At 57.8% G+C, this 19,079-nt stretch carries 15 protein-coding genes; 4 read left to right on the plus strand and 11 right to left on the minus strand.

The window, feature by feature from the left end; all coding sequences use genetic code 11:
• The first annotated feature begins 273 nt into the window (after nt 1-273).
• From AC1DYQ_RS15715 to AC1DYQ_RS15725, 3 genes are all read left to right on the plus strand, one after another.
• On the plus strand, nt 274-1,002 hold the full coding sequence (locus AC1DYQ_RS15715; RefSeq protein WP_477649041.1) for a TerC family protein: 729 nt from the start codon (nt 274-276) through the stop codon (nt 1,000-1,002).
• Between the two features lie 79 nt (nt 1,003-1,081).
• A complete protein-coding gene (locus AC1DYQ_RS15720) occupies nt 1,082-1,531 on the plus strand; it encodes a hypothetical protein (RefSeq protein WP_457282443.1) in 450 nt (149 codons plus the stop codon).
• Between the two features lie 167 nt (nt 1,532-1,698).
• Nucleotides 1,699-2,052 carry a phage holin family protein gene (locus AC1DYQ_RS15725; protein WP_477687539.1) on the plus strand — a complete coding sequence of 118 codons (354 nt, stop codon included), beginning with the start codon at nt 1,699-1,701 and terminating at the stop codon, nt 2,050-2,052.
• Here AC1DYQ_RS15725 and AC1DYQ_RS15730 read toward each other — a convergent pair.
• Both AC1DYQ_RS15730 and tfpZ read right to left on the minus strand, forming a co-directional pair.
• Nucleotides 2,008-3,561, minus strand: coding sequence for a M48 family metalloprotease (locus tag AC1DYQ_RS15730; RefSeq protein ID WP_477687600.1), 1,554 nt, complete (start codon nt 3,559-3,561; stop codon nt 2,008-2,010). The genes AC1DYQ_RS15725 and AC1DYQ_RS15730 overlap by 45 nt on opposite strands.
• 64 nt (nt 3,562-3,625) lie before the next feature.
• Nucleotides 3,626-4,402, minus strand: coding sequence for a TfpX/TfpZ family type IV pilin accessory protein (gene tfpZ / locus AC1DYQ_RS15735; protein ID WP_477687540.1), 777 nt, complete (start codon nt 4,400-4,402; stop codon nt 3,626-3,628).
• A gap of 41 nt (nt 4,403-4,443) precedes the next feature.
• Here tfpZ and moaC point away from each other — a divergent pair, with 41 nt between their 5' ends.
• The gene (gene moaC, locus AC1DYQ_RS15740) at nt 4,444-4,944 is read left to right on the plus strand and encodes a cyclic pyranopterin monophosphate synthase MoaC (RefSeq protein ID WP_477687541.1); all 501 of its coding nucleotides are present in this window, start codon (nt 4,444-4,446) and stop codon (nt 4,942-4,944) included.
• Here moaC and AC1DYQ_RS15745 read toward each other — a convergent pair.
• The 9 genes from AC1DYQ_RS15745 to AC1DYQ_RS15785 form a co-directional block, all read right to left on the minus strand.
• Nucleotides 4,916-6,352, minus strand: a complete 1,437-nt coding sequence (locus AC1DYQ_RS15745; RefSeq protein ID WP_477687542.1) for a PglL family O-oligosaccharyltransferase — start codon at nt 6,350-6,352, stop codon at nt 4,916-4,918. The genes moaC and AC1DYQ_RS15745 overlap by 29 nt on opposite strands.
• Nucleotides 6,353-6,504: 152 nt before the next feature.
• The gene (locus tag AC1DYQ_RS15750; RefSeq protein WP_477687543.1) at nt 6,505-8,175 is read right to left on the minus strand and encodes a PglL family O-oligosaccharyltransferase; all 1,671 of its coding nucleotides are present in this window, start codon (nt 8,173-8,175) and stop codon (nt 6,505-6,507) included.
• 268 nt (nt 8,176-8,443) lie between these two features.
• Nucleotides 8,444-8,923: a pilin gene (locus AC1DYQ_RS15755; protein WP_477687544.1), complete on the minus strand. Its 480-nt coding sequence runs from the start codon at nt 8,921-8,923 to the stop codon at nt 8,444-8,446.
• A gap of 172 nt (nt 8,924-9,095) precedes the next feature.
• Nucleotides 9,096-11,501: a GspE/PulE family protein gene (locus AC1DYQ_RS15760; protein WP_477687545.1), complete on the minus strand. Its 2,406-nt coding sequence runs from the start codon at nt 11,499-11,501 to the stop codon at nt 9,096-9,098.
• Nucleotides 11,498-12,289 carry a 3',5'-cyclic-nucleotide phosphodiesterase gene (locus tag AC1DYQ_RS15765; protein WP_457282076.1) on the minus strand — a complete coding sequence of 264 codons (792 nt, stop codon included), beginning with the start codon at nt 12,287-12,289 and terminating at the stop codon, nt 11,498-11,500. The genes AC1DYQ_RS15760 and AC1DYQ_RS15765 overlap by 4 nt, the downstream gene beginning before the upstream one ends.
• 36 nt (nt 12,290-12,325) lie before the next feature.
• A complete protein-coding gene (locus AC1DYQ_RS15770; RefSeq protein ID WP_477687546.1) occupies nt 12,326-14,575 on the minus strand; it encodes a CHASE2 domain-containing protein in 2,250 nt (749 codons plus the stop codon).
• Between the two features lie 59 nt (nt 14,576-14,634).
• Nucleotides 14,635-15,294 carry an FHA domain-containing protein gene (locus tag AC1DYQ_RS15775; RefSeq protein WP_477687547.1) on the minus strand — a complete coding sequence of 220 codons (660 nt, stop codon included), beginning with the start codon at nt 15,292-15,294 and terminating at the stop codon, nt 14,635-14,637.
• Between the two features lie 37 nt (nt 15,295-15,331).
• On the minus strand, nt 15,332-16,117 hold the full coding sequence (locus tag AC1DYQ_RS15780) for a Stp1/IreP family PP2C-type Ser/Thr phosphatase (RefSeq protein WP_457282073.1): 786 nt from the start codon (nt 16,115-16,117) through the stop codon (nt 15,332-15,334).
• Between the two features lie 13 nt (nt 16,118-16,130).
• A complete protein-coding gene (locus tag AC1DYQ_RS15785; RefSeq protein ID WP_477687548.1) occupies nt 16,131-18,860 on the minus strand; it encodes a CHASE2 domain-containing serine/threonine-protein kinase in 2,730 nt (909 codons plus the stop codon).
• Between the last annotated feature and the right edge of the window lie 219 nt (nt 18,861-19,079).

Raw genomic sequence — 19,079 nt, forward strand, 5'->3', positions numbered from 1 at the left:
TGCTGCAATATACGAAAACAGACACCACAGCAAAATCGCTAACAACAAGTCGTCATTACGAAGTTGACACTTCCGGCTTGTTGGGCATGCAGCGACACTGCATGTCGAGCCAGACCTTCGATTGAAACCTGAACAGGTTAGATCGAGGTATCTGCGGCGTCCACGGGCGCCGACCCCAGCCACCCATCACACCCGTTCCGGTTTCACGAAGCCGGAAATCCGTCGTGCGCCGTCACGCGGATTTCCAAGTCGAAACTTGACATGGAGTGTGACGTGGAACTATTTACTGCCCCCTGGTGGTCCGCCCTGCTGGCGATCATCCTCATCGACCTGGTGCTCGCCGGCGACAACGCCATCGTGATTGCACTGGCCGCGCGCAACCTGCCATCCCATCTGCAGAAAAAAGCCATCGTCTGGGGTACGGTCGGCGCCATTGTGGTCCGCTCTGCCATGACGGTTGGCGTGGTGTGGCTGCTGAAAATTCCCGGCCTGATGCTGGTGGGCGGCCTGGGGCTGCTGTGGATTGCCTACAAGCTGCTGGCCGACCAGGGTGACAAGGAGCACGACGGCCCGGTTGCCCACACCTTTTGGGGCGCCATGAAAACCATCGTGGTGGCCGACGCCCTGATGGGCATCGACAACGTGCTGGGTGTGGCCGGCGCCGCGCACGGCTCGTTTGACCTCGTGGTCATCGGCCTGCTGGTCAGCATCCCGATCGTGGTGTTTGGCAGCACCATGGTGCTCAAGCTGGTGGAACGTTTCCCCATCATCATCAATGTCGGCGCTGCTGTTCTGGCCTTCACCGCCGCGAAGATGATTGTGAGCGAGCAGCTGCTCGACCCGATCTACGGCGGCCCGGGCACCATGCCTTCGGCTGAAACCCTGCACCTTGCCGCGCAGTGGGCAACCTACGCCCTTGCAGTGGCAGGCGTTCTGGGCGCCGGATGGTGGGCCACACGACGCTCGCGGTCCGCGCAAGATGCCGACCTGATTCCACATTGAAACCAGCAACCCGTGGGGGGCGTATGCCCCTCTTTCAGCCAGCAAGCTTCTAAAACGACGACAACTCAAGGAGAACTTTATGGACAACATCATTGTGTACATTGACGATGCCGCATATGCCCTGCAGATGCTGCAACCCATGCTGCCTGCCGGCGAGGCCCACAGCCCTACTCGCTGGATCGTGGTCGGCTGCGCACCCCGCGTGACGCACCGCGTGAGCAAATGGGTGACGCACAGTGCGCGCGAAAGCTGGCGCGGCAAATGGGCCGAGAAGGTATTCGCGCAGCTGACGCCCCTTCTTCAGAAAGAGGGCAACACCGTGTTGACCCAGCTGGCGCAGGCCACTCTGATCACCCAGACCGAGGGCCTCATCAAGCAGTATGGCGTTGCACGCGTGCTGGATGCCCGGCGGCCGAAATTCGGCCAGGACATGCAACCGGTCACGGCAACGCAGGCCCAGGAAAGCCACGGCATCCTGGGTTATGCCACGGCACTGGCAGGTGCCGGGCTGCTGGTCGCAAGCGACTGACGGCTTTCACCTCGTGCTGGAATCCCGGGGAGGATTACTTCCCCGGTTTGGTTCGCTGAAATCGGGCTGCGCGCTGGCTGAAAAAGCCTGTTCCGCCCGGGAATGCAGCTTCTGCTCGCCAGAAGGATGAGGGGCCGAATCGGGTAGGCAGGTGGTATTCTTTGCCCATGAAACTTATCCTCAATTGGCTTTTAAGCGCGGCGGCCTTGCTGGCCGTTGCCTACCTCTACCCCGGGGTGGTAGTGACCAGCTTCACCGGCGCGCTGATTGCCGCGGCGGTGCTCGGTGCGCTCAACATGGTGGTGCGCCCGATCCTGGTTCTGCTGACGCTGCCCGTCACGCTGGTGACGCTGGGCTTGTTCCTGTTTGTCATCAACGCACTGATGTTCTGGGCCGCGGCCAGCCTGATCAGCAGCCTGAATGTCACGGGTTTTACCGCCGCGCTGATAGGCTCGCTGATTTATTCGGTGCTGCAGCTAGCGATCGACTTTGTCCTGGAGCGCCTGCTCTTTAACAAGTAGTTCCGTCTGGCGGGTTCGTGTGTCGATGATCGAACCCTCCACATAGTCTGCGCTGCCGGGGCTGCTGCGCATCAAGCCCTGCGCCGCCTTGAAGCGGTCCAGCGCTGCCGGGTAGTCCAGCTGGGCGGCACGGCTTTCCGCATCAGCGCGAATCGCCTGAACCTGCTTGTTTTGCTTGCCGTACGCCACTGCAAGCAACTGCCAGGCCATCGCGTCCTTGGGATGCAGCGTCACCCAGCTTTGTAGCCGGCCCGAAACGTCCTGCGCACGGTTTGCGGCCATCAACGACTGGGACTGCAGCAGTACCTCAGCGCGAGATGTCGCCCTGGAAATGTCGGCAGATGCCGCTGTCGGGGGAACCAAGCCGGCCATCAGGTCGATTTCAACGGCCAGCAGATCCACCGCATTGGCGACATGCGGCGCACCCGCAGCAAGCGGTTTCAACCGTTCCAGCAAGCCTTTCGCCGTGGTGAAATCGCGCAGCCGGGCCGCCGCAAAAGCGCCACCATACAAAACTCCAGCATCACGCACATTGTCGGCCGTGGGAAGCGGTTGCAGTGCGGCAACAGGGCCTGTCTGGCGCTGGGCGTCAGCCACCATGGAGCGCAGAACATCAACCCCCGGGGCTGCCAGGATGCGTGCCCGCGATGCCATCATGGCGTGTAACACCCGGGCTCTGCCGGCCTCGGTTTCTTTTTCGCGCGAGGGTTTTGCCGCGTCCGTTGAAGACAGTTGCACGCGCGCCCGCGCTTCGGCAATTCGCTCGGTCGTCAACGGATGGGATCTCAAATAGGGAAAGGAGCCGTTGTCGTTCAGGCGCGAGGCCTGCTGCAGCTTTTCGAACATGGCCGAAACACCGCGGCTTTCAAAACCCGCATCGGTCATGACCCCGAAACCCACGCGATCAGCCTCCCGCTCCATGTCCCTGGAAAAGTTGAGCTGGTTCTGCATCGCGACCGCCTGCCCGCCGACCACGGCGGCGCTGCCGGCATTGCTGCTCTTCCCGGCAGCCAGCACGCCGAGGATCATGGCGGCAATCATCCAGGGGGTCTGGCGCGACTGCTGCGTCAGCATGCGCGCAATGTGCCGCTGGGTCACATGGCTGAGTTCATGGCCCATTACTGCGGCCACCTCATCGGAACTGCTCACCGCGGCCAGCAGGCCCAGGTGCACGCCAAAGTAGCCCCCGGGTAATGCAAAGGCATTGATGCTGCGGTCCCGGATCAGGAAAACCTGCCAGGCAAAACGCTCTTCAAGTTCGGCATTGAGCTCGCCCCGGGCCCTTGCGGCGGCCACCAGTGGCAACCAGATACTCTGGAGGTAATCGCCGAGCACCGGATCATCAATGTAGTCAGGGTCGCGGTAGATGCTGACGGCGATGCGGTCTCCAATACGGCGCTCTGCAGCCGCTGCGAGGTCGGAAGTTTCACCCAGCGATGGCAATGAACCCGTCGAGCCTCCGGCCGTACCGACGGGCGCCTGAGCCAGCGAGGAACCGCCCAAAGCCATGAAAACAATGCAGGCCAGAGCAAGGCGGTTCAGGGCCGAACGCGGCTTCACGGACACAGTTCGCCTAGAAGGAGTCAATGGGTACAAATCCAATTACCTCTGCCGTTTTGGTATCGATGAACGCTGTCCAGAAGGTCTGCCTGCCGATCATGGGGACGTAGCCTATGACTTCGGTCGGATGCGAGGGCAGTTGCGCTTTCAACGCAGCGTCAATATCGGCCACACGGCCAGGAAACCGGCTTTTCAATTCCGCCAGAGGGCGGCTCACGCGGACGACCTGAGCCTGTGCCTTTTGGTAGCTTTGCCACAACTGCGGCTGCGCACTTAACGTCAAACCTTGCACCGCGGCCATGGTAGCGTCAAAGCTCTCCTTGGAGTCCTTGAACTCACGCAGAGACAGCCGTGTGGGTCCTGCGAGCGGCAACCGCTGGAACTCCGCAGGAGCTTGTGCCAGGGATCCGGGCTGCACATCAACGGCGTGCACTACGCGGAATCGGTCCAGCTCAAAGACCAGGTGCACAGGGCGCGCCAGCATCATGGTCCACAGGCCATAGGCAAGAGCCGCCATTTGCAGCAGGCCGATGACCGTGAGATCCCGGCGCAATACCTTGTTGGACTTCCTTCGGTCGAAAATCGCCAGCGTTAACAAGGGGCCCATGACAACATCGACAGCCACAAGCAACAGAAACAGTTCGCGGCCGCCGGATATTTCTCGATAAGGATAGGGGTACCAGACTTCAAAGACGAGGGCTGCCGCCATAAATGCGACAGCAAGGCTGACACCTAGATGAATACCGGCAGCCAAAAACCGGCTCTTTAAAAGACTTTCTTTGGTAAACATGCTCTTATGATGAGGGTTGGTTGTAAAGGTTTTGTAACGGTATGACAACGACTTCACCACTGACTCATTTTGATGCGAACGGCCAGGCCCACATGGTTGACGTAGGTGCAAAGGCCGCGACGCATCGTATTGCCGTTGCGCAGGGGAGGATTGTCATGAATCCGTCCACGCTGGTGTTGATTCTAGAGGGCACGGCCAAAAAAGGCGATGTGCTGGGTGTCGCCAGAATCGCCGGCATTATGGCGGCAAAACGGACCAGCGATTTAATTCCCCTGTGTCATCCGCTGGCGTTGACCCATATAAATGTTGACTTCGCGCCTGACGAAACCGACAGCACCGTAACATGCACGGCAACCGTGGAGACACTTGGACCCACGGGTGTTGAGATGGAGGCACTAACCGCGGTGCAGATTGCCTTGTTGACAATTTACGACATGTGCAAGGCAGTCGATCGCGCAATGATCATCACTGAAGTACAGGTAGTCGAAAAACATGGCGGAAAATCTGGAAGCTTTATTGGTTCGGGTAGCCGGACCGAATAGCCGGAAACCTGAAAGAATTTAAGGCGGTCCAACGAGCATAGTCATCTGGAAATGCGGCGCGATACCGCGCAAGGTGTTCCACCGCGTCATCTTCCCAACCTAACATCGTCGCGCTTTCAATTACCTTTTCAATGACCTGAGGCTCGGGCGAATAGTGCAACAAGTGCTTTGCTGTGTCATATGTCCATTGCGCGTTGGCCGATGTCAATGGCGAGATGGTGAGCTCGGCGAAGGCTACCTGATTGGCGAAGATCCACGATCCTTGAATTTTCGCCAGCGTGTCGGTGCGATAAGCAGGGCTGCGATTCTCGGACGGAAGGTAGATCTGACTAACTCTGTGATAGTCCCACAGCGCATAGCCGCAGAGCACGAGTCCCGTCGCCGCGAGCCCGGCCAAGCCGGCACGCGCGCGCGGCCCGACCGCAGTCGCCGCGCCGTGGCGCCAGAGGATCGCCACCGCGCCGGCGGCGGCAATTTGAAACGGCCCATACCAGAGCGGGTATTCGAGCAGGCTGTGCAAACCGATCACTGCCAGCACAGACCAGGCCAGTTGCCGGCCTGTGTCGCTCTCACACCACGGACGGTTGCGGCATATCCACCAGAGCAGGCCGCCGCAGGCGAGCAATGCGAACGGAAGACCGAGTTCCACCGCAAGATGCAGCGGCAGGTTGTGCGCATTGTCGAGAATCTGGCAAAACCGCAACCCGTCGAAGACGGTCGTGTAGTGTGCATAGTCGAGCTCACCCCAGCCCCAGCCTGTCCAGGGCTTCAGCGCGATTAGCTCGAGCACGTTAGACCAGAGTGCGATGCGGCTCGTACAGGCCTCATCACCCGCACGCAGACGCGATATCAGACCATGCAGGGAGGGATCCATGCCGGCAAACCACGGCAGCAACAGGGTCGCTGCCACATAGCCAGACAGCGCCACGGTGAGGATTCGTCGTGTCGCACCGTCGTGCCTGCTCCAGGCGAGCTGCACGCAGCAAAGCAGCAGCAGTTGCACGAAGCCCGTTCGCGATGACGAAGCGGCATTGCCCACCACCAGTAGCAGTGCGGCCGACATCAGCCACCAAGCGCGGCGCCCGCCCGCTCCCGCGCCGACGCCGAGCCAAAGCAGCGCAGCCAGTGCGATGCTTGTCAAAGTCGCAAATTGATTGCGCTGCCGAAGGTTCGCATAGGCTTCGCCAGCATTCGCCCGGCTGAGCCAGGGCCAAAACGTGTCGGCGGCGGCATAGTACTGAAGCAGGCCGATCACGCTGCTGACCAGCCCTGCGACCAGCCACGACCAGGCCAGCAGCGACACACCATTGCGGCAGCGTTCGCTGGCGGGGATCGCCATACGAGAACCGAATGTGACGGCCAAGAGCAGCGACGTGCAGGCGATCACCAGCGAGACCAGCCACGGCACCACCGCCGGCGACGGGCCTGGTGCGAATGGAATCAGCCAAGGCGACGCGAGTAGCGCGACGAACCCGACGCGGGCGACTACTGATCCGGAGACAGCCGGCGCGCTAGTCACTTGCTGAGTTCCACAAGCCCGCAACTCTCGCGCGGTCCGGTTCAGCGGGCATCCTTGACGTCATAACAGGTCTTCTCAAACATCGTGGCCGACCGCGGTGCGGACTCCTTGGTGTCGAGCCAGGCCAGCACCTCGGGGCCGCGCGGCGGATTCGCATCCATGATGGCCTGTCTGAACTGCCCGACTCGCCCTTGTTTTTCCAGACGCCGGTAAGAATGCAGAATCCATTTGGCGTCATCGATGCGATCCGCAAAAATCAGCGCCACGACGGTATTCGGTTGATACCAGGATTCATAGATCACGCAACCGAGGGTGGCCGCCTGCTCGAGATGCTGCCGATAGTTTGCAGGCGTAACCTTGCCTCGGTAGAGCTCAAGGAAGTCGACATACTGCCGGAACCAGAAACCGCTGCGTGCCACTTCGAGCCGCGGCTCCAGGTCGGTGGCTAGACCGGGCGTGAACACCGGCGTAACCTTGTAGTAATCCCGATTCATTGACGCGGCCATCACAAATAGCCCGATACCGATCATTGCAACAAACCAGGTCCGCCAGACTGCACGAGGCGCACCGGCCGAAGCGCCCGCCGTCGTGGCGACACCTGCGGCGTTGGCCGGTGCATCGCCGTGGCACAACCAGCCGAGGGCCCAGCAGGCCGGCAGCAGGAAATTGGTGTACCAAAGGGGAAACTCGACCTGCGAGTGGATCAGCAGGCAGCCGATCAGCGCGAACGAGAAAAAGCCGCCCGTGTTCAGCGCCTGTCGCCAGAGCCGCAACAACACCCATGTCATCAACCCAATGAACACCAGTGCAACCGGAATGCCGAACCCGAAGGCGAGCTGTAAAAACCCGTTGTGCGAGTGCGTCATGAAAATACCCGCTTTGGCCGCACCGCCACTCAGAAAAAACGCAGCCGCGTAGTGCGGCAACCCCCAACCGAACCAAGGCCGCTCCAGAATCAGCTGCCAGGTTTGGCGCCAGGCCTCGGCGCGCAGGCCTACACCTTCGGATGCAGTCTGCGCGAGCTTGTCAGCACCGTAGAAACCCGCGCCGCCACCCTGGCTGAGCCGGTAAAGACAAACCCACAGCAGTGCGGCACAAAGCAGCGGATAGAACGCTTTCCAGACGCCCAGGCCATTGCGCCGCATAAAAGGGATCGCAAACGCCGAGACGAAGCCCAGCTCGAGCAGCCCCGTCCGCGAACCCGTGGAAACTATGCCGAATGCGAACAGCGGAGCCAGCAGCAGCAAGGCCCAGGCCGCCTTGGTGCGGCCGACTAAAGCCTGCAGCGCAAGCAGCGCGACCACGCCGAGGCAGATGAACGTGGCCTGATGGTTGGGCTGCCGGATAAAACCGAAAGTTCGGCCGGACTGCACGACCGGCGACAAGAGTACCCCGCTGCCATCGATACTGAAATACTGCGCGATCGCGGCGAGCGAAGCGATCGCGCAACCAGCGACAAAAGCGAAGGTCATGCCGCGTAACCAGCGCAGGCCGTTGGCGCGCGTATTGGCCAGATAACCGACCCAGGCCGCCATCATCGCAAGCATCAGGTAACCGAAGACAAAAAACCAGTTGACCGGGTTGTGACGGCCAAACACCAGGTATTGCACGGCCACCGTCAGCGCCAGCAGGCCGAACGCCAGCCCGACGTTGCGCAGCTCGGCGGTCGACGCGCGCGACTCGCCATACTGCGAAGCCAGTACCAGCAGCATTGCGAAGCCGACGACGCTAACGATTTCGGCGACAAAGTTGGTCAGTGGCAAGGTGCCATAGCCGAACAGGAAAGGCGAAGCCAGCGCGACAAAGCAGGTCAACGCAATGATGCGCGTGTGACCCTCTGGGTCGACTGGCTTGGTCATCGCCGACTTTCCATGCCATGTCCATGGCCGGTTGAATACGCTCACATATGCTCCCATTGAGACTTACAAAAAAAAAGGCACCCAAAGGTGCCTTGCGGATTTTAGTAAATCTGCGAAACGATTAGCCGCGGCAAGAACCTGGCAGGAACTTGAGAGGGATGCCTGAGGCCGTGCTTGGGCCGCAGCGCCATTCGCTGATCAGCGAACCAGGTGCGAGGCCCGTGCTGGCGCCTTGCGAGTAAGGAACCAGCGACAGCCACTGGCTGTTGATCAACGAGTCGTTCATCGTCGTCGAAGCCTGAACGCTGATGATGCCGCCACCATTGGTCGTGATCGCATTGACGTACTTGCTGTTGCCCGAACCAGCGGCAACTTCACAGCCCCACGAACCAGCGGCTGGCAGCGCCGTGCTGGTGGCGGACTGGAAGGTTTCCGTGATCGACGTACGGCACGAAGACGCGGCCAAAATCAGTTCCGACAGTTTGGCGCGCTTGGTGTAGTCCTGGTAAGCAGGCAGAGCCACAGCGGCCAAAATACCAATGATCGCCACGACGATCATCAATTCGATCAGGGTAAAACCCTTTTGCATTGAACGTTTCATAAATACTCCTGGGTAAGGATGGTCACATCAATTTAAATAATTACAGCAAGTTAAACAGTTAAAGCAGTTTTTATACCAATATTGAAATATCTTCTTTTTCGTGACTTTGGGCTTCAAAAGACCCCAAAACTTACCCTTTTGACTCACGTCTCTAAATTCAACGACATTTTCGTCATTTGATGCAGACAGATCGGACCATCTTCAAATCTGTCAGGCCCATGAGTACTTTTTCCATGCCGTCCATCTTGAGCGTGCGCATGCCGCTGTTAACCGCGCTTGCAAATAGCTCCGCTACGCGAGCCCGCTCCTGGATCAGTTTTTTGGCAGCATCGTCAGCAATCATCAGCTCATGCAGACCCACGCGGCCCTTGTAGCCGGTTTTATTGCATTTGTCACAGCCAACCGCTCGGTACAAGGTTAATTTGTCATCTTTTCCGTATCGTTCCATCCAGTCTTCATAAAGCTTTTGTGACTCGCCACCGGGATCGGCCTTCCATGCTTCGGTATTGCGCAGTTCTTCCGAGTATTCCTTGATGAAATCCTTGACTTCCTGCGCACTTGGTTGATAGGCCTCTTTGCAATCACAGAGTTTTTTAGCCAGGCGCTGGGCCAGGATGCCCAACAGTGCATCCGCAAAATTAAAGGGATCCATGCCCATGTCCAACAAGCGGGTGATGGATTCAGGGGCAGAGTTTGTGTGCAGCGTCGAGAAAACCATGTGACCCGTCAGTGAGGCTTCCACCCCCATGGCCACGGTTTCCTTGTCCCGAGACTCACCGACCATGATGATGTCGGGATCAGCCCGCAAGAATGCACGCATGACCAGCGCGAAGTCGATGCCTGCCTTCCGGTTGATTTGCACCTGGCGCAAACCCTTCTGGGTAATTTCCACGGGGTCTTCGGCGGTCCAGATTTTGGTATCCGGCGTGTTGAGAAATTTCAGGATGGAATGCAGCGTCGTTGTCTTGCCGGAGCCCGTGGGACCACATACATAGAAAAGGCCATAGGGTTTAGAAACGGTTTTTTCCAGTCGCTCTTTGTTGTGCGCCGTCAGCCCGAGTTTTTCAAGTGGAATTGGTTCGCCCGCGGCCAAAATCCGCATAACCACATCTTCCACGCCACCGGCTGAGGGAATCGTGGCCACACGCAATTCGATGTCGAGTGGGCCGTATTTTTTGAACTTGATCTTCCCGTCTTGCGGTTTGCGTTTTTCAGAGATATCGAGATCGCACATGATCTTGAGCCGCGTGACCATGGCCTGGCGAAACTGCGCCGGCACTTCGATGTAGGGCTGCAAGGTACCATCAATGCGAAACCGGATACCGGTTTTGGCTTTTCCGGGCATGGGCTCGATATGAATGTCCGACACCTTCTGGTTATACGCGTCGATGATGACCTTGTTGACAAACTTGACCAGCTCGTTGTCGGCCGCCGCAGACTCCAGGGAAGAGTCATCACCAGACTCGCTGTCCAGTGGCGAGTCCATGTCCGCGAGCAACTGGTCGATGGAGCTGCCTTCTGCAGCCGCACCAAACAGCTGCCCCAGTGTTTCTTCAAATTCCGTCTGGGTTGCGACACGATAGGAAAATTTGGAGACACGGGGAAACACCTGCGGAACTACGCGTGCACCCCGCACGGCCTCTGGATCCACACACATGATCACCAAGCCGTCCGTGGTTTCTTCCAATGGAATCCAGCCCTGCTGTTCAATGAAGTCCCGTTTCAATGCCCCGTGAAGCATTTCCGAACGGATCCGCCCGGCATTGAATGGCTCGTAGGGAACGCCGAAAAACTTGGCGAGCGAAGCACCGATCTGAATGGGCCGGATATGGAAACTGGCCATCAGCATGTGCTCGACCGACTTGCCTTCCTCCCTAGCCTGGGAGATGCATTGCTGCAGCTCCTCCTGGGACAACACGCCCTCGGTCACGAGACCGTCGTATTTGGTGGCTTTGCGCCTTTGACTGTCCCCTGCTCTTTGCATGCGCTGGCGTATGGCAATGCCCAAGGTCTTGCACAGCTGCAGTGCACCGTCTTCCTCAAGCTTTCCAAAAGGCTGATCGCTCCGGTTGTTGATAACCTGCAGCACGCCRTACAACGTATCTCCGTCCATGACGGGAGCCACCAGCATCTGCTTGGTTCTGTACCCGGATCGCTTGTCAACTTCCTGGAGAAAACTCAACGCAGGATGAATTTTCTTCAGCGCCTCTTCATCGTAGACGTCCGCAATATTCACCATCTGGCGAGCCATGGCAACGTAGCCCGCAATGCTCTGCGCACTGACCGGGAGTTTCAGGTCACGGCTGGTATTGAGCCCCGTTTTGACCTTGGAAACAATGGAACTGCGATCTTCGTTGACAGCATAAAGCGTCAACCGGTCTGCATTAAAAAGCTTGCAGATGTCCTGGCTGGCTTCGAGCATGATCTGCTCAACATTTTCCGTCTCGTGAATCCGTGTGGTGACCAGCTGTAGCTGCCGAAAATACAAGGCCTCAAAAGTAACGCCGCGCTCCTGAGGAGGCAGCATCTGCGAGTCAAAAAACTCATCCTGGGGGTCACGTTGCAATACGGCACTCATAGCTCAAACTCCTGACCCGCCCTCAACCACCGGATGTCGTGCGATACATTCGGGCCAAACGGGCGGGTTTGGTCAAAACGCTGTATCTCGGCCATGATCAGGTCGGTCTCGGCCGGTTTGGTATGGGTAATGTAGATGGGATAACTGTTTCCTCGCTCGATACAATCGAGTTCATTGGCAAGCGCATGAGGAGAAAGATGAAGGCTCCGCTTGGCAAGGTCGCGCTCGCGATTGCTAAATGCCGTTTCGATGACCAGCATGGCAACCCTTATCTGATTAATACGGGCCCACAGGGCCGGATTCTGCTCTGTGTCGCCCGTGAACACCCAATATCCCTTGCCCGTGGCCACCGCGTAGCCTGCAGCCGGAACGGTATGCACGGCAGGTAGAACCTCTATTTGCTTACCAGCCAATAACAAGGTTTGTCCGATTTCGAGAGGGTGAAAACTGACAAACGGGGCCTCGGGGCTGGGAATGCGGGAAAAATCGGGCCAAATGGTGTTATTGAAAATATGCGCCTTCAGTGCGTCAATCGTGCCCTGCAGCGCATGAATCTGGATAGGTGTTGTGCGCCGGGCGGCAATGGCGTCCACCATCAACGGTAGCGCGGCCACATGATCGAGGTGCGAATGCGTCAACAGAACATGGTCAACACCAGCCATCTCATCCAGCGTGAGATCTCCAACTCCCGTACCGGCATCAACCAACAAATCATGGTCAAGCAAAAAAGACGTGGTCCGGCAGTCTTTGGCAATGGCTCCCGAGCAGCCGAGTACACGTACTTTCATGAGATTTTCCGGTTGGCCTTGACTTGGAGGGTTGTGCTATTTGGTTTCAAAATTGGTTGCGCCATCCCATTCCGGATCAAAAGGCAACAGCCTCATAGAGGCTACACGCTCCGCATACAGCCGGTAAAGGAACTTTTTGCCATTTATCCGATGTAAATTGAGCAATTGCACATCGCATTGATCCCAATCCTGCGCGCGGTAAGCTTTTAGCGCCATTCCCCAGGTTTTCAGCTCAGCCGCAATGTCCTTATCGATCTGGTCTACCGGCACCGACGGCCAGAAAATGGAAACCGCCTGATCTTTGCCTTTTACGCGAACCTTGTCGAGTTCCTGCCATGCAAAATCATTCGCCTGCTTTCGGGTTGACTCACTGACCACAATGTCCACCCCGTAGGTTTTTGACAGCCCCTCCAGACGCGAACCCAGATTCACGGAATCGCCAATCACGGTGTAACTGCGGCGGATATCCGAACCCATGTCACCTACACACATCGTGCCTGTATTGACACCGATACCTATGCCAATCTCGGGTAAACCCTTGATTTTGTGTTCCTCGTTGATCTTCTTGACTGCATTCGACATCTCGAGTGCCGTTTTGACTGCAAGACCAGCATGATCTGGCGTATCGACAGGGGCCCCCCAAAAAGCCATCACGCAGTCACCCATGTATTTGTCAATGGTGCCTCGATTGCTGCGAATCAAATCTGTCAGCCGGCTGAAAACACTGTTTAGCAATGCCTGTAGTTGGGTAGGCTCCATCGACTCCGACATTTTGGTGAACCCGCGCATGTCGCAAAACATGACAGTCAACTCCTTGGTCGTTGCCTTCATGCTGTAGCTGTCGGGATCTTTCACCATCTCGTCAACCAGTTCGGGGGGTACATAGGTGCCGAACAGATGGGCCAACTCCCGCTTGGATCGGCTTTCCACGAAATATCCATAACTCATGTTCAACGCAAATGCGGTCAAAGCCATAACCAGCGCACTGGCCAACGGCAGCACAAGACCGTAACCAGAGTAAAGCCAGAAATTCAAGCCGGCTATGGCGGCAATCACCGCCAGGCTGACCAGCACCGCACGGGATGCTGAAAGCAGGGGCAGTGCAAAAGCCAGCGTCAGCCCCGAAAAAAGCAGGATGACTACCTCGAATCCGATGGCGTAGTCGGGCTTGACGAATACCTTCCCGTCAAGGAAACCGGAGATGACATTGGCATGCGTTTCCACCCCCGGATAGGTTTCCCCCACCGGAGTCACTCTCAAATCGAGCAGGCCGGGCGCTGTGGTGCCGACCAGGATGATCTTATCCTTCAGCGTGCCAGGCGCAAGGCGTTTGGCAAGGACATCCGCCGCGGAGATATACCGAAAAGAGCCGCCGTTGGCACCACCATTACCCCTGAAGGGCACCAAAGTGGCTACGCGATCATCGACCGGAATCGCCAGGGTTTTGTTGCCTTGCTTGAGCAGAATGCTTTCCAGCCCTTGATAGTTTCGGGTCAGGAATTTTTCCTGCGGAAAACCAGGCTCGACCTTGGGTAAACCCGCAAGCGTGCGAAACATGGCGAGCGCCAATGACTCGTAGTACTGCCCCTTGAACTCCGCCAGCAAGGGAATAGAACGCACCACACCGTCGCCCTCGGTAATGGAGTTGAAGAAACCTCCCAAAGGGGCCGCTTTGGCCAGCAACTCTATGTTGGCCCCGTATCCGTTCCAGCTGGTGAATTTGATAGGACGGCCACCAAGCGCATCGCTGCCCATAACCGGTGGCGGCAAAACTCCATTGACCCGGCCATCTCTGTCGCTGGTGAAGTAATACCCCATTACGACGGGGCGTTTTTCGATCGCTTTCGCGAAAACCGCGTCGTAATCCAGGCTGGTCTGCAGCTGGCTGAGTTTTTCCGAGAAACCCGGTTGATCTTTCAGTTCCGCCTGTGCAAGCTGCTTGAGCCGCTTTAGACCCGAGCTTTCGTCGGCTTCGGCAAATACGACGTCAAACCCCAACAACGCCGTTTTTTGACGATCCTGCAGCTCTTCGACCAGCTCCGCCAACCTGTTACGGCCCCAAGGCCACCGCCCCACCTCCGCAAGGCTCTTCTCATCGATGTCAACGATAACAATGCGTTCGTCCAGCGTATGCGGCATGGTCGCGCGCAGGCGTGCATCGTAGATGATGTCGTCCAACCTTTGCAGAACGCCAATGCGAGCGACCCCACTGGCATGCATCAATGCAAACACCAGCGGAATCAGCGTGACGGCGATACGAGGCCAGTGCCGGGAGAGGAGTCTCATGCGACCTCGTTTGAAGGGTGCTTGCGGTCCGCTTGGTGCGAGACCGCTCAACACCAATGTCAGTGTTGGACGAACTGCATTTGCGTTCCGGCCAGCTCAAGCATGTCCCCATTTTTCAGGACAACCGGCTCTGCCCCGATGGGGGCTCCGTTAAGCGTCGGCTTGCCTGTGCCCTCCACATGGGCAACGACAAAACCCTGAGGCCGCTTGGTAATGGCGGCCACTGCGACCCCGGGCTTTCCGATGGTTGTGACTACCTTCACCAATGCCACTTCACGGCCAGCTGCGGCGCCTGACATCACTTTGATCGCCGCCGTGAGGCCCGCACCACCGGCTTCAGTTGATGCCGCCGGCGAACCTGTCGGCGCCGGGGGCGCAAGACCGGCAGAGCCGGCTTTGATAATCATGGTCTTCTCAAAGCCTGCGGGCGCAGCTTCGTTGACGTACTTGATTTTGTACTTGCCAATTTCAACGGTATCGCTATTCTGCAGCAGCAGCTTTTTGACGGCCTTCCCGTTGACATAGGTGCCATTGGTGCTGTTGAGATCCTCTAGATAGACCTCGTTGCCGGTCATTTGCAAAACGGCATGCTCCCCGCTGACAGCTAGGTTGTCGATGACGATGTCGTTGTAGGGCCTACGGCCCAAAGAAGTCCGGTCTTTCGTCAACTGGACTTCCTTGATCACAACGCCGTCAATAGAGACGATCATTTTCGGCATGGCCGACTCCTGTCTGTTTGTAATATTTCAGTCATCGCTATTTTCCCAGCATTCTGGACAAAAGGCCGCGCTTGGTCGAGTCTTCTTTCGCGTATGCCAACAGTACGGAAATATTATCGCGTCCACCAGCCTCATTCGCCGCAACAATCAGCTGTTTCGCTTTTTGCTCCAAGGTCCCTGCGCCTGTAAGGATAGCCGCAATGCCCGGGTCCGCAACCATGTCCGAGAGCCCATCCGAACACATCAGATAAAGGTCCCCCGCGTCCACACGATGCTCGTTGACCTCAACCAGCACCGTGTCTTCGACGCCCAAGGCGCGTGTGACCAAGTTCTTGTTCAGGGAAGTCAGCGCCTGCTCGGGAGTTATCAGCCCGGCGTCAATCTGTTCTTGCAACAGCGAGTGGTCTTTGGTGATTTGCTGCAGTTCCTGGCCGCGCAGGCGATAGCAACGGGAATCGCCAATATGACCCAGCATCAGTCGCCCGTCCTGGAACACCCCCACCACCAGAGTGGTACCCATACCCGCGTACTGGGGGTTGGAGTTCGCCGCGTTGAAGATCGAATGATTGGCATTTTCCACGCAGATTTCCAGAGCCCGGCGCACTTCCTTGGCATTGGCATGCCTGCCCGCCTGGGAAAGCCAACGGCCCATTTCCGACTTGATGAAAGCGGCAGCCATGCCGCTTGCAATTTCACCTGCGTTATAGCCACCCATTCCGTCCGCCAGGATGCAAAGCCGCGTCGCAGCATCAAAAGCAACCGCATCCTCGTTGTTGTCCCTCGTCAACCCCGGGTCGGTATGTGTACAAATCTCGTAGTTCATCTTGTTCGTGTGATCACTGGGTGTCGGTATCGGCAGCAGGTGCTTTGGAAACCACGGTTTTCTCAAATGTCTGCGTGCCGTCGACATTCACGGCCTGGGTCGCATCATAGGTCTTCGGGCCAGCAGCTGGTATAGCCGCTGATTGCACGACTGTGGCGTCAAATTGGGTTGCTGGCGCACCCTGTTGAGGCGCAAACGATGGGGCCGGTGCAGTACCTTCCATTGTGGCAATGACAGCGCGCAGATCTGTCGCCAATCGATCGCCATCCTGATACCGCAACTCCGGCTTCTTGGCCAGAGACAGCGCAACAATCTCGGCCAGCCGCGCCGGCAGCTCTTTACGGATGATACGGATATCGGGGGCTTCTTCGTTCGCGATCTTGTACATCAGTTCGGCCATGGAATCGCCACGGAATGGCAACACGCCAGCCAGCATCTGAAAGAGCATGACACCCAGCGAATACAAGTCCGAGCGCCCGTCGACCTTTTTACCGGCAATCTGCTCCGGCGACATGAAGCTGGGCGTCCCCAATACAAGACCGGTCTTTGTTTTGCTTGAATCCGTAATGCGGGCGATGCCGAAGTCGGTCACCTTCACCGTATCGCTTTCGATTTCATACATGATGTTGGCCGGTTTGATGTCCCGGTGCACCACATTCTGCTTGTGCGCGTAAGCCAGGGCTTCAGCCACCCGTGCCACGATGGACAGGACCTTCGGGACCGGCAACAAATGGCCGTCCTTGGTGACATCTGCCAGATCCTTGCCCTTCAGAAACTCCATGGCAATGAATGCCAGGTCGTGTTCTTCACCTGCATCAAAAATCGTGACGATGTTCTGGTGCTGCAGCCGGCCAGCGGTCTCGGCTTCCCTGAAGAAGCGCTCCCGCGCATCGTCAAGCTCCTCGCCCTCGAACTCCTGGCTCAAGGCCATGGTCTTGATGGCGACGACACGGCCAATCTTTGGATCCTTGCCGAGGTACACCACGCCCATGGCACCCTTGCCCAATTCCTTTTCAACCTGATAGCGACCCAACATGGGCTTTTCAACACCCCCGCCGTCAAGGAGCATGGTCCCGCCCGGGTGCGCGCCGCCACCGCCCAAAATGACGGTTTCCGACAGGTTTTTGGCCCGATTGAGCTTGGACTGCAGGTCTTTGTGGTTCTTGTTGTAGGTGGCCATGTACTCGTACACGGCCTGAGCCTTGTTGAACTGGCGCTTGCGCTCGAAATCCAGCGCCAGGTTGTTCATGTTGTCCATCAGCGCATCGGTGAAGGGCACGCGGCGAAAGCGGTCAAACGCCATGTCGAGCTGGCCTTGACCTTGCAGCGCCAGACCCATCATGCGATTGGTCTCGGCCGATTCCTCGTCGGACTTGAGCTTCCCGGCCTCGGTCATAAGGAAGCGCTTGGTGGTCAGTGCCAGATGGCCGATCACCAGAAGGGCCGCGGGAAAGACAAATTTGAGCCAGGTCGCGGCCGCCGAGAGCAGGCCGAACTCGACCACCAGCAACACCACGAATAACAGCAGTGTGATGATCGCGGCCTTGCCAGCCGACAGCCGTGGCAGGCCGGCAACCAGATAAGCCACAACCACCAGCAGCACACCCAGAGTGACCCAGACGCCCCAGCCGGGCTGCACGATGAAATGCTCACTCAAGATACTGGAGGTAATGTGCGCGATGGTTTCTGCTGGCGAAAGCCCCGGACCCGCTGGCGTCGGGAACTGGGTGCCTACCCCCGCCGCAGTGGCGCCAATGATTACGATCTTGTCGGCATATTTGGCAGCCGGAATCTTGCCGGAAATCACGTCATAGAATGAATCAACGGCAAAGGCTGGCCGACCGTCCTTGCCCTTGTAAAACTGTGGAAGCATCAAGGCTGATTCGTCGGTTTTGACCATCAGCTTGCCGATCTGCACAGACTCACCCACATTGAGTTTGATGTCGGCAGGCCCCAGGTTCAGGCTCCTGGCCGCGGTGAGCAGGCTCATGGAAGGCACGGCTTTCCCGTAATAATTGATAAGCAACGGTTCTTGCCGAACGGCACCATCCACATCGGGCAACTGGTTGAGGTGAGCAATACCCGCCGCCGCCGCACCTATCAACTCAATAGGTTGTTGACCGCGGATGGCCGGAAGGGAAAACCCATTAAGCTCGTCTACAGCACTCTTCAGCGCGTAAGCCGGGAGCGGATTGTCCGGACGCCCTTGCGGCACTCCCAGCGAAAAAACCGAAGGTACCAAGACATTGCCGGCCTTGGTCATGCTGGTCGCGAGCTTGGCGTCAGTGTCCAGGGCTATTTCAGCCTCGGCGATGACTTTACCCAATTGTTCAGGCAGCCCACCGCTTGGAGCGGCTGCCGGATCGGCTACTGGACCAAGGGCCTCCTTGATTTTGCGGATGAACACCAAGCCTCTATCGGTTTGCGGTTCAAAAAAGAAGGCTGTATGCGCAATGGTTTTGGCCTTGGCGGCCGAAAGCTGGTCGATCAGCTGCGCATGCACGTCGCGCGGCCAGGGCCAACGACCTATGTTGGCGATACTCTGGTCGTCGATCGCAATGATGGCTATGCGGTCCGAGGGCTGCCGCGAAGTGCTGGTGCTTGCAAAGTCATAGTAACGGCGCTCAAGTGTGCCGAAAAAATCCGTCAGGCCATGCAAAAAAAGGACGGCCAGCACCACCAGAACGCCCACAAACCAGTCGGCCCGCCAGAACTGACTCAATTTCCTAGATGTTTTGGCCACTTCCCGTCCCTTGTCCTGATTCGCTATGCATAGCCCCAGCCATTTTTGTAATTGCTTTGTACTATCGCTCCTCCGGCAGCAAATTTCGTGCGCCGGATACCACCCGCCGACTGTTTCGGCAGGTTACAAGTCTCCTGACAATGGACATTAACAGACGGGGTGCAGCTGGACAAGCGACTTCTGCACCGCAAGCGTGCCGACTGTTGCAAATAAGTGGTT

It is taken from the genome of Polaromonas sp. P1_F4 (assembly GCF_056405675.1).

Excerpts from the sequence above, each read along its gene's own strand:
- AC1DYQ_RS15720 (WP_457282443.1), top strand. The coding sequence starts at position 1,082 with ATGGACAACATCATTGTGTACATTGACGATGCCGCATATGCCCTGCAG.
- AC1DYQ_RS15725 (WP_477687539.1), top strand. The coding sequence starts at position 1,699 with ATGAAACTTATCCTCAATTGGCTTTTAAGCGCGGCGGCCTTGCTGGCC.
- AC1DYQ_RS15730 (WP_477687600.1), bottom strand. The coding sequence starts at position 3,561 with ATGGCTTTGGGCGGTTCCTCGCTGGCTCAGGCGCCCGTCGGTACGGCC.
- tfpZ (WP_477687540.1), bottom strand. The coding sequence starts at position 4,402 with ATGTTTACCAAAGAAAGTCTTTTAAAGAGCCGGTTTTTGGCTGCCGGT.
- moaC (WP_477687541.1), top strand. The coding sequence starts at position 4,444 with ATGACAACGACTTCACCACTGACTCATTTTGATGCGAACGGCCAGGCC.
- AC1DYQ_RS15750 (WP_477687543.1), bottom strand. The coding sequence starts at position 8,175 with ATGCTGCTGGTACTGGCTTCGCAGTATGGCGAGTCGCGCGCGTCGACC.
- AC1DYQ_RS15755 (WP_477687544.1), bottom strand. The coding sequence starts at position 8,923 with ATGAAACGTTCAATGCAAAAGGGTTTTACCCTGATCGAATTGATGATC.
- AC1DYQ_RS15765 (WP_457282076.1), bottom strand. The coding sequence starts at position 12,289 with ATGAAAGTACGTGTACTCGGCTGCTCGGGAGCCATTGCCAAAGACTGC.
- AC1DYQ_RS15770 (WP_477687546.1), bottom strand. The coding sequence starts at position 14,575 with ATGAGACTCCTCTCCCGGCACTGGCCTCGTATCGCCGTCACGCTGATT.
- AC1DYQ_RS15775 (WP_477687547.1), bottom strand. The coding sequence starts at position 15,294 with ATGCCGAAAATGATCGTCTCTATTGACGGCGTTGTGATCAAGGAAGTC.
- AC1DYQ_RS15780 (WP_457282073.1), bottom strand. The coding sequence starts at position 16,117 with ATGAACTACGAGATTTGTACACATACCGACCCGGGGTTGACGAGGGAC.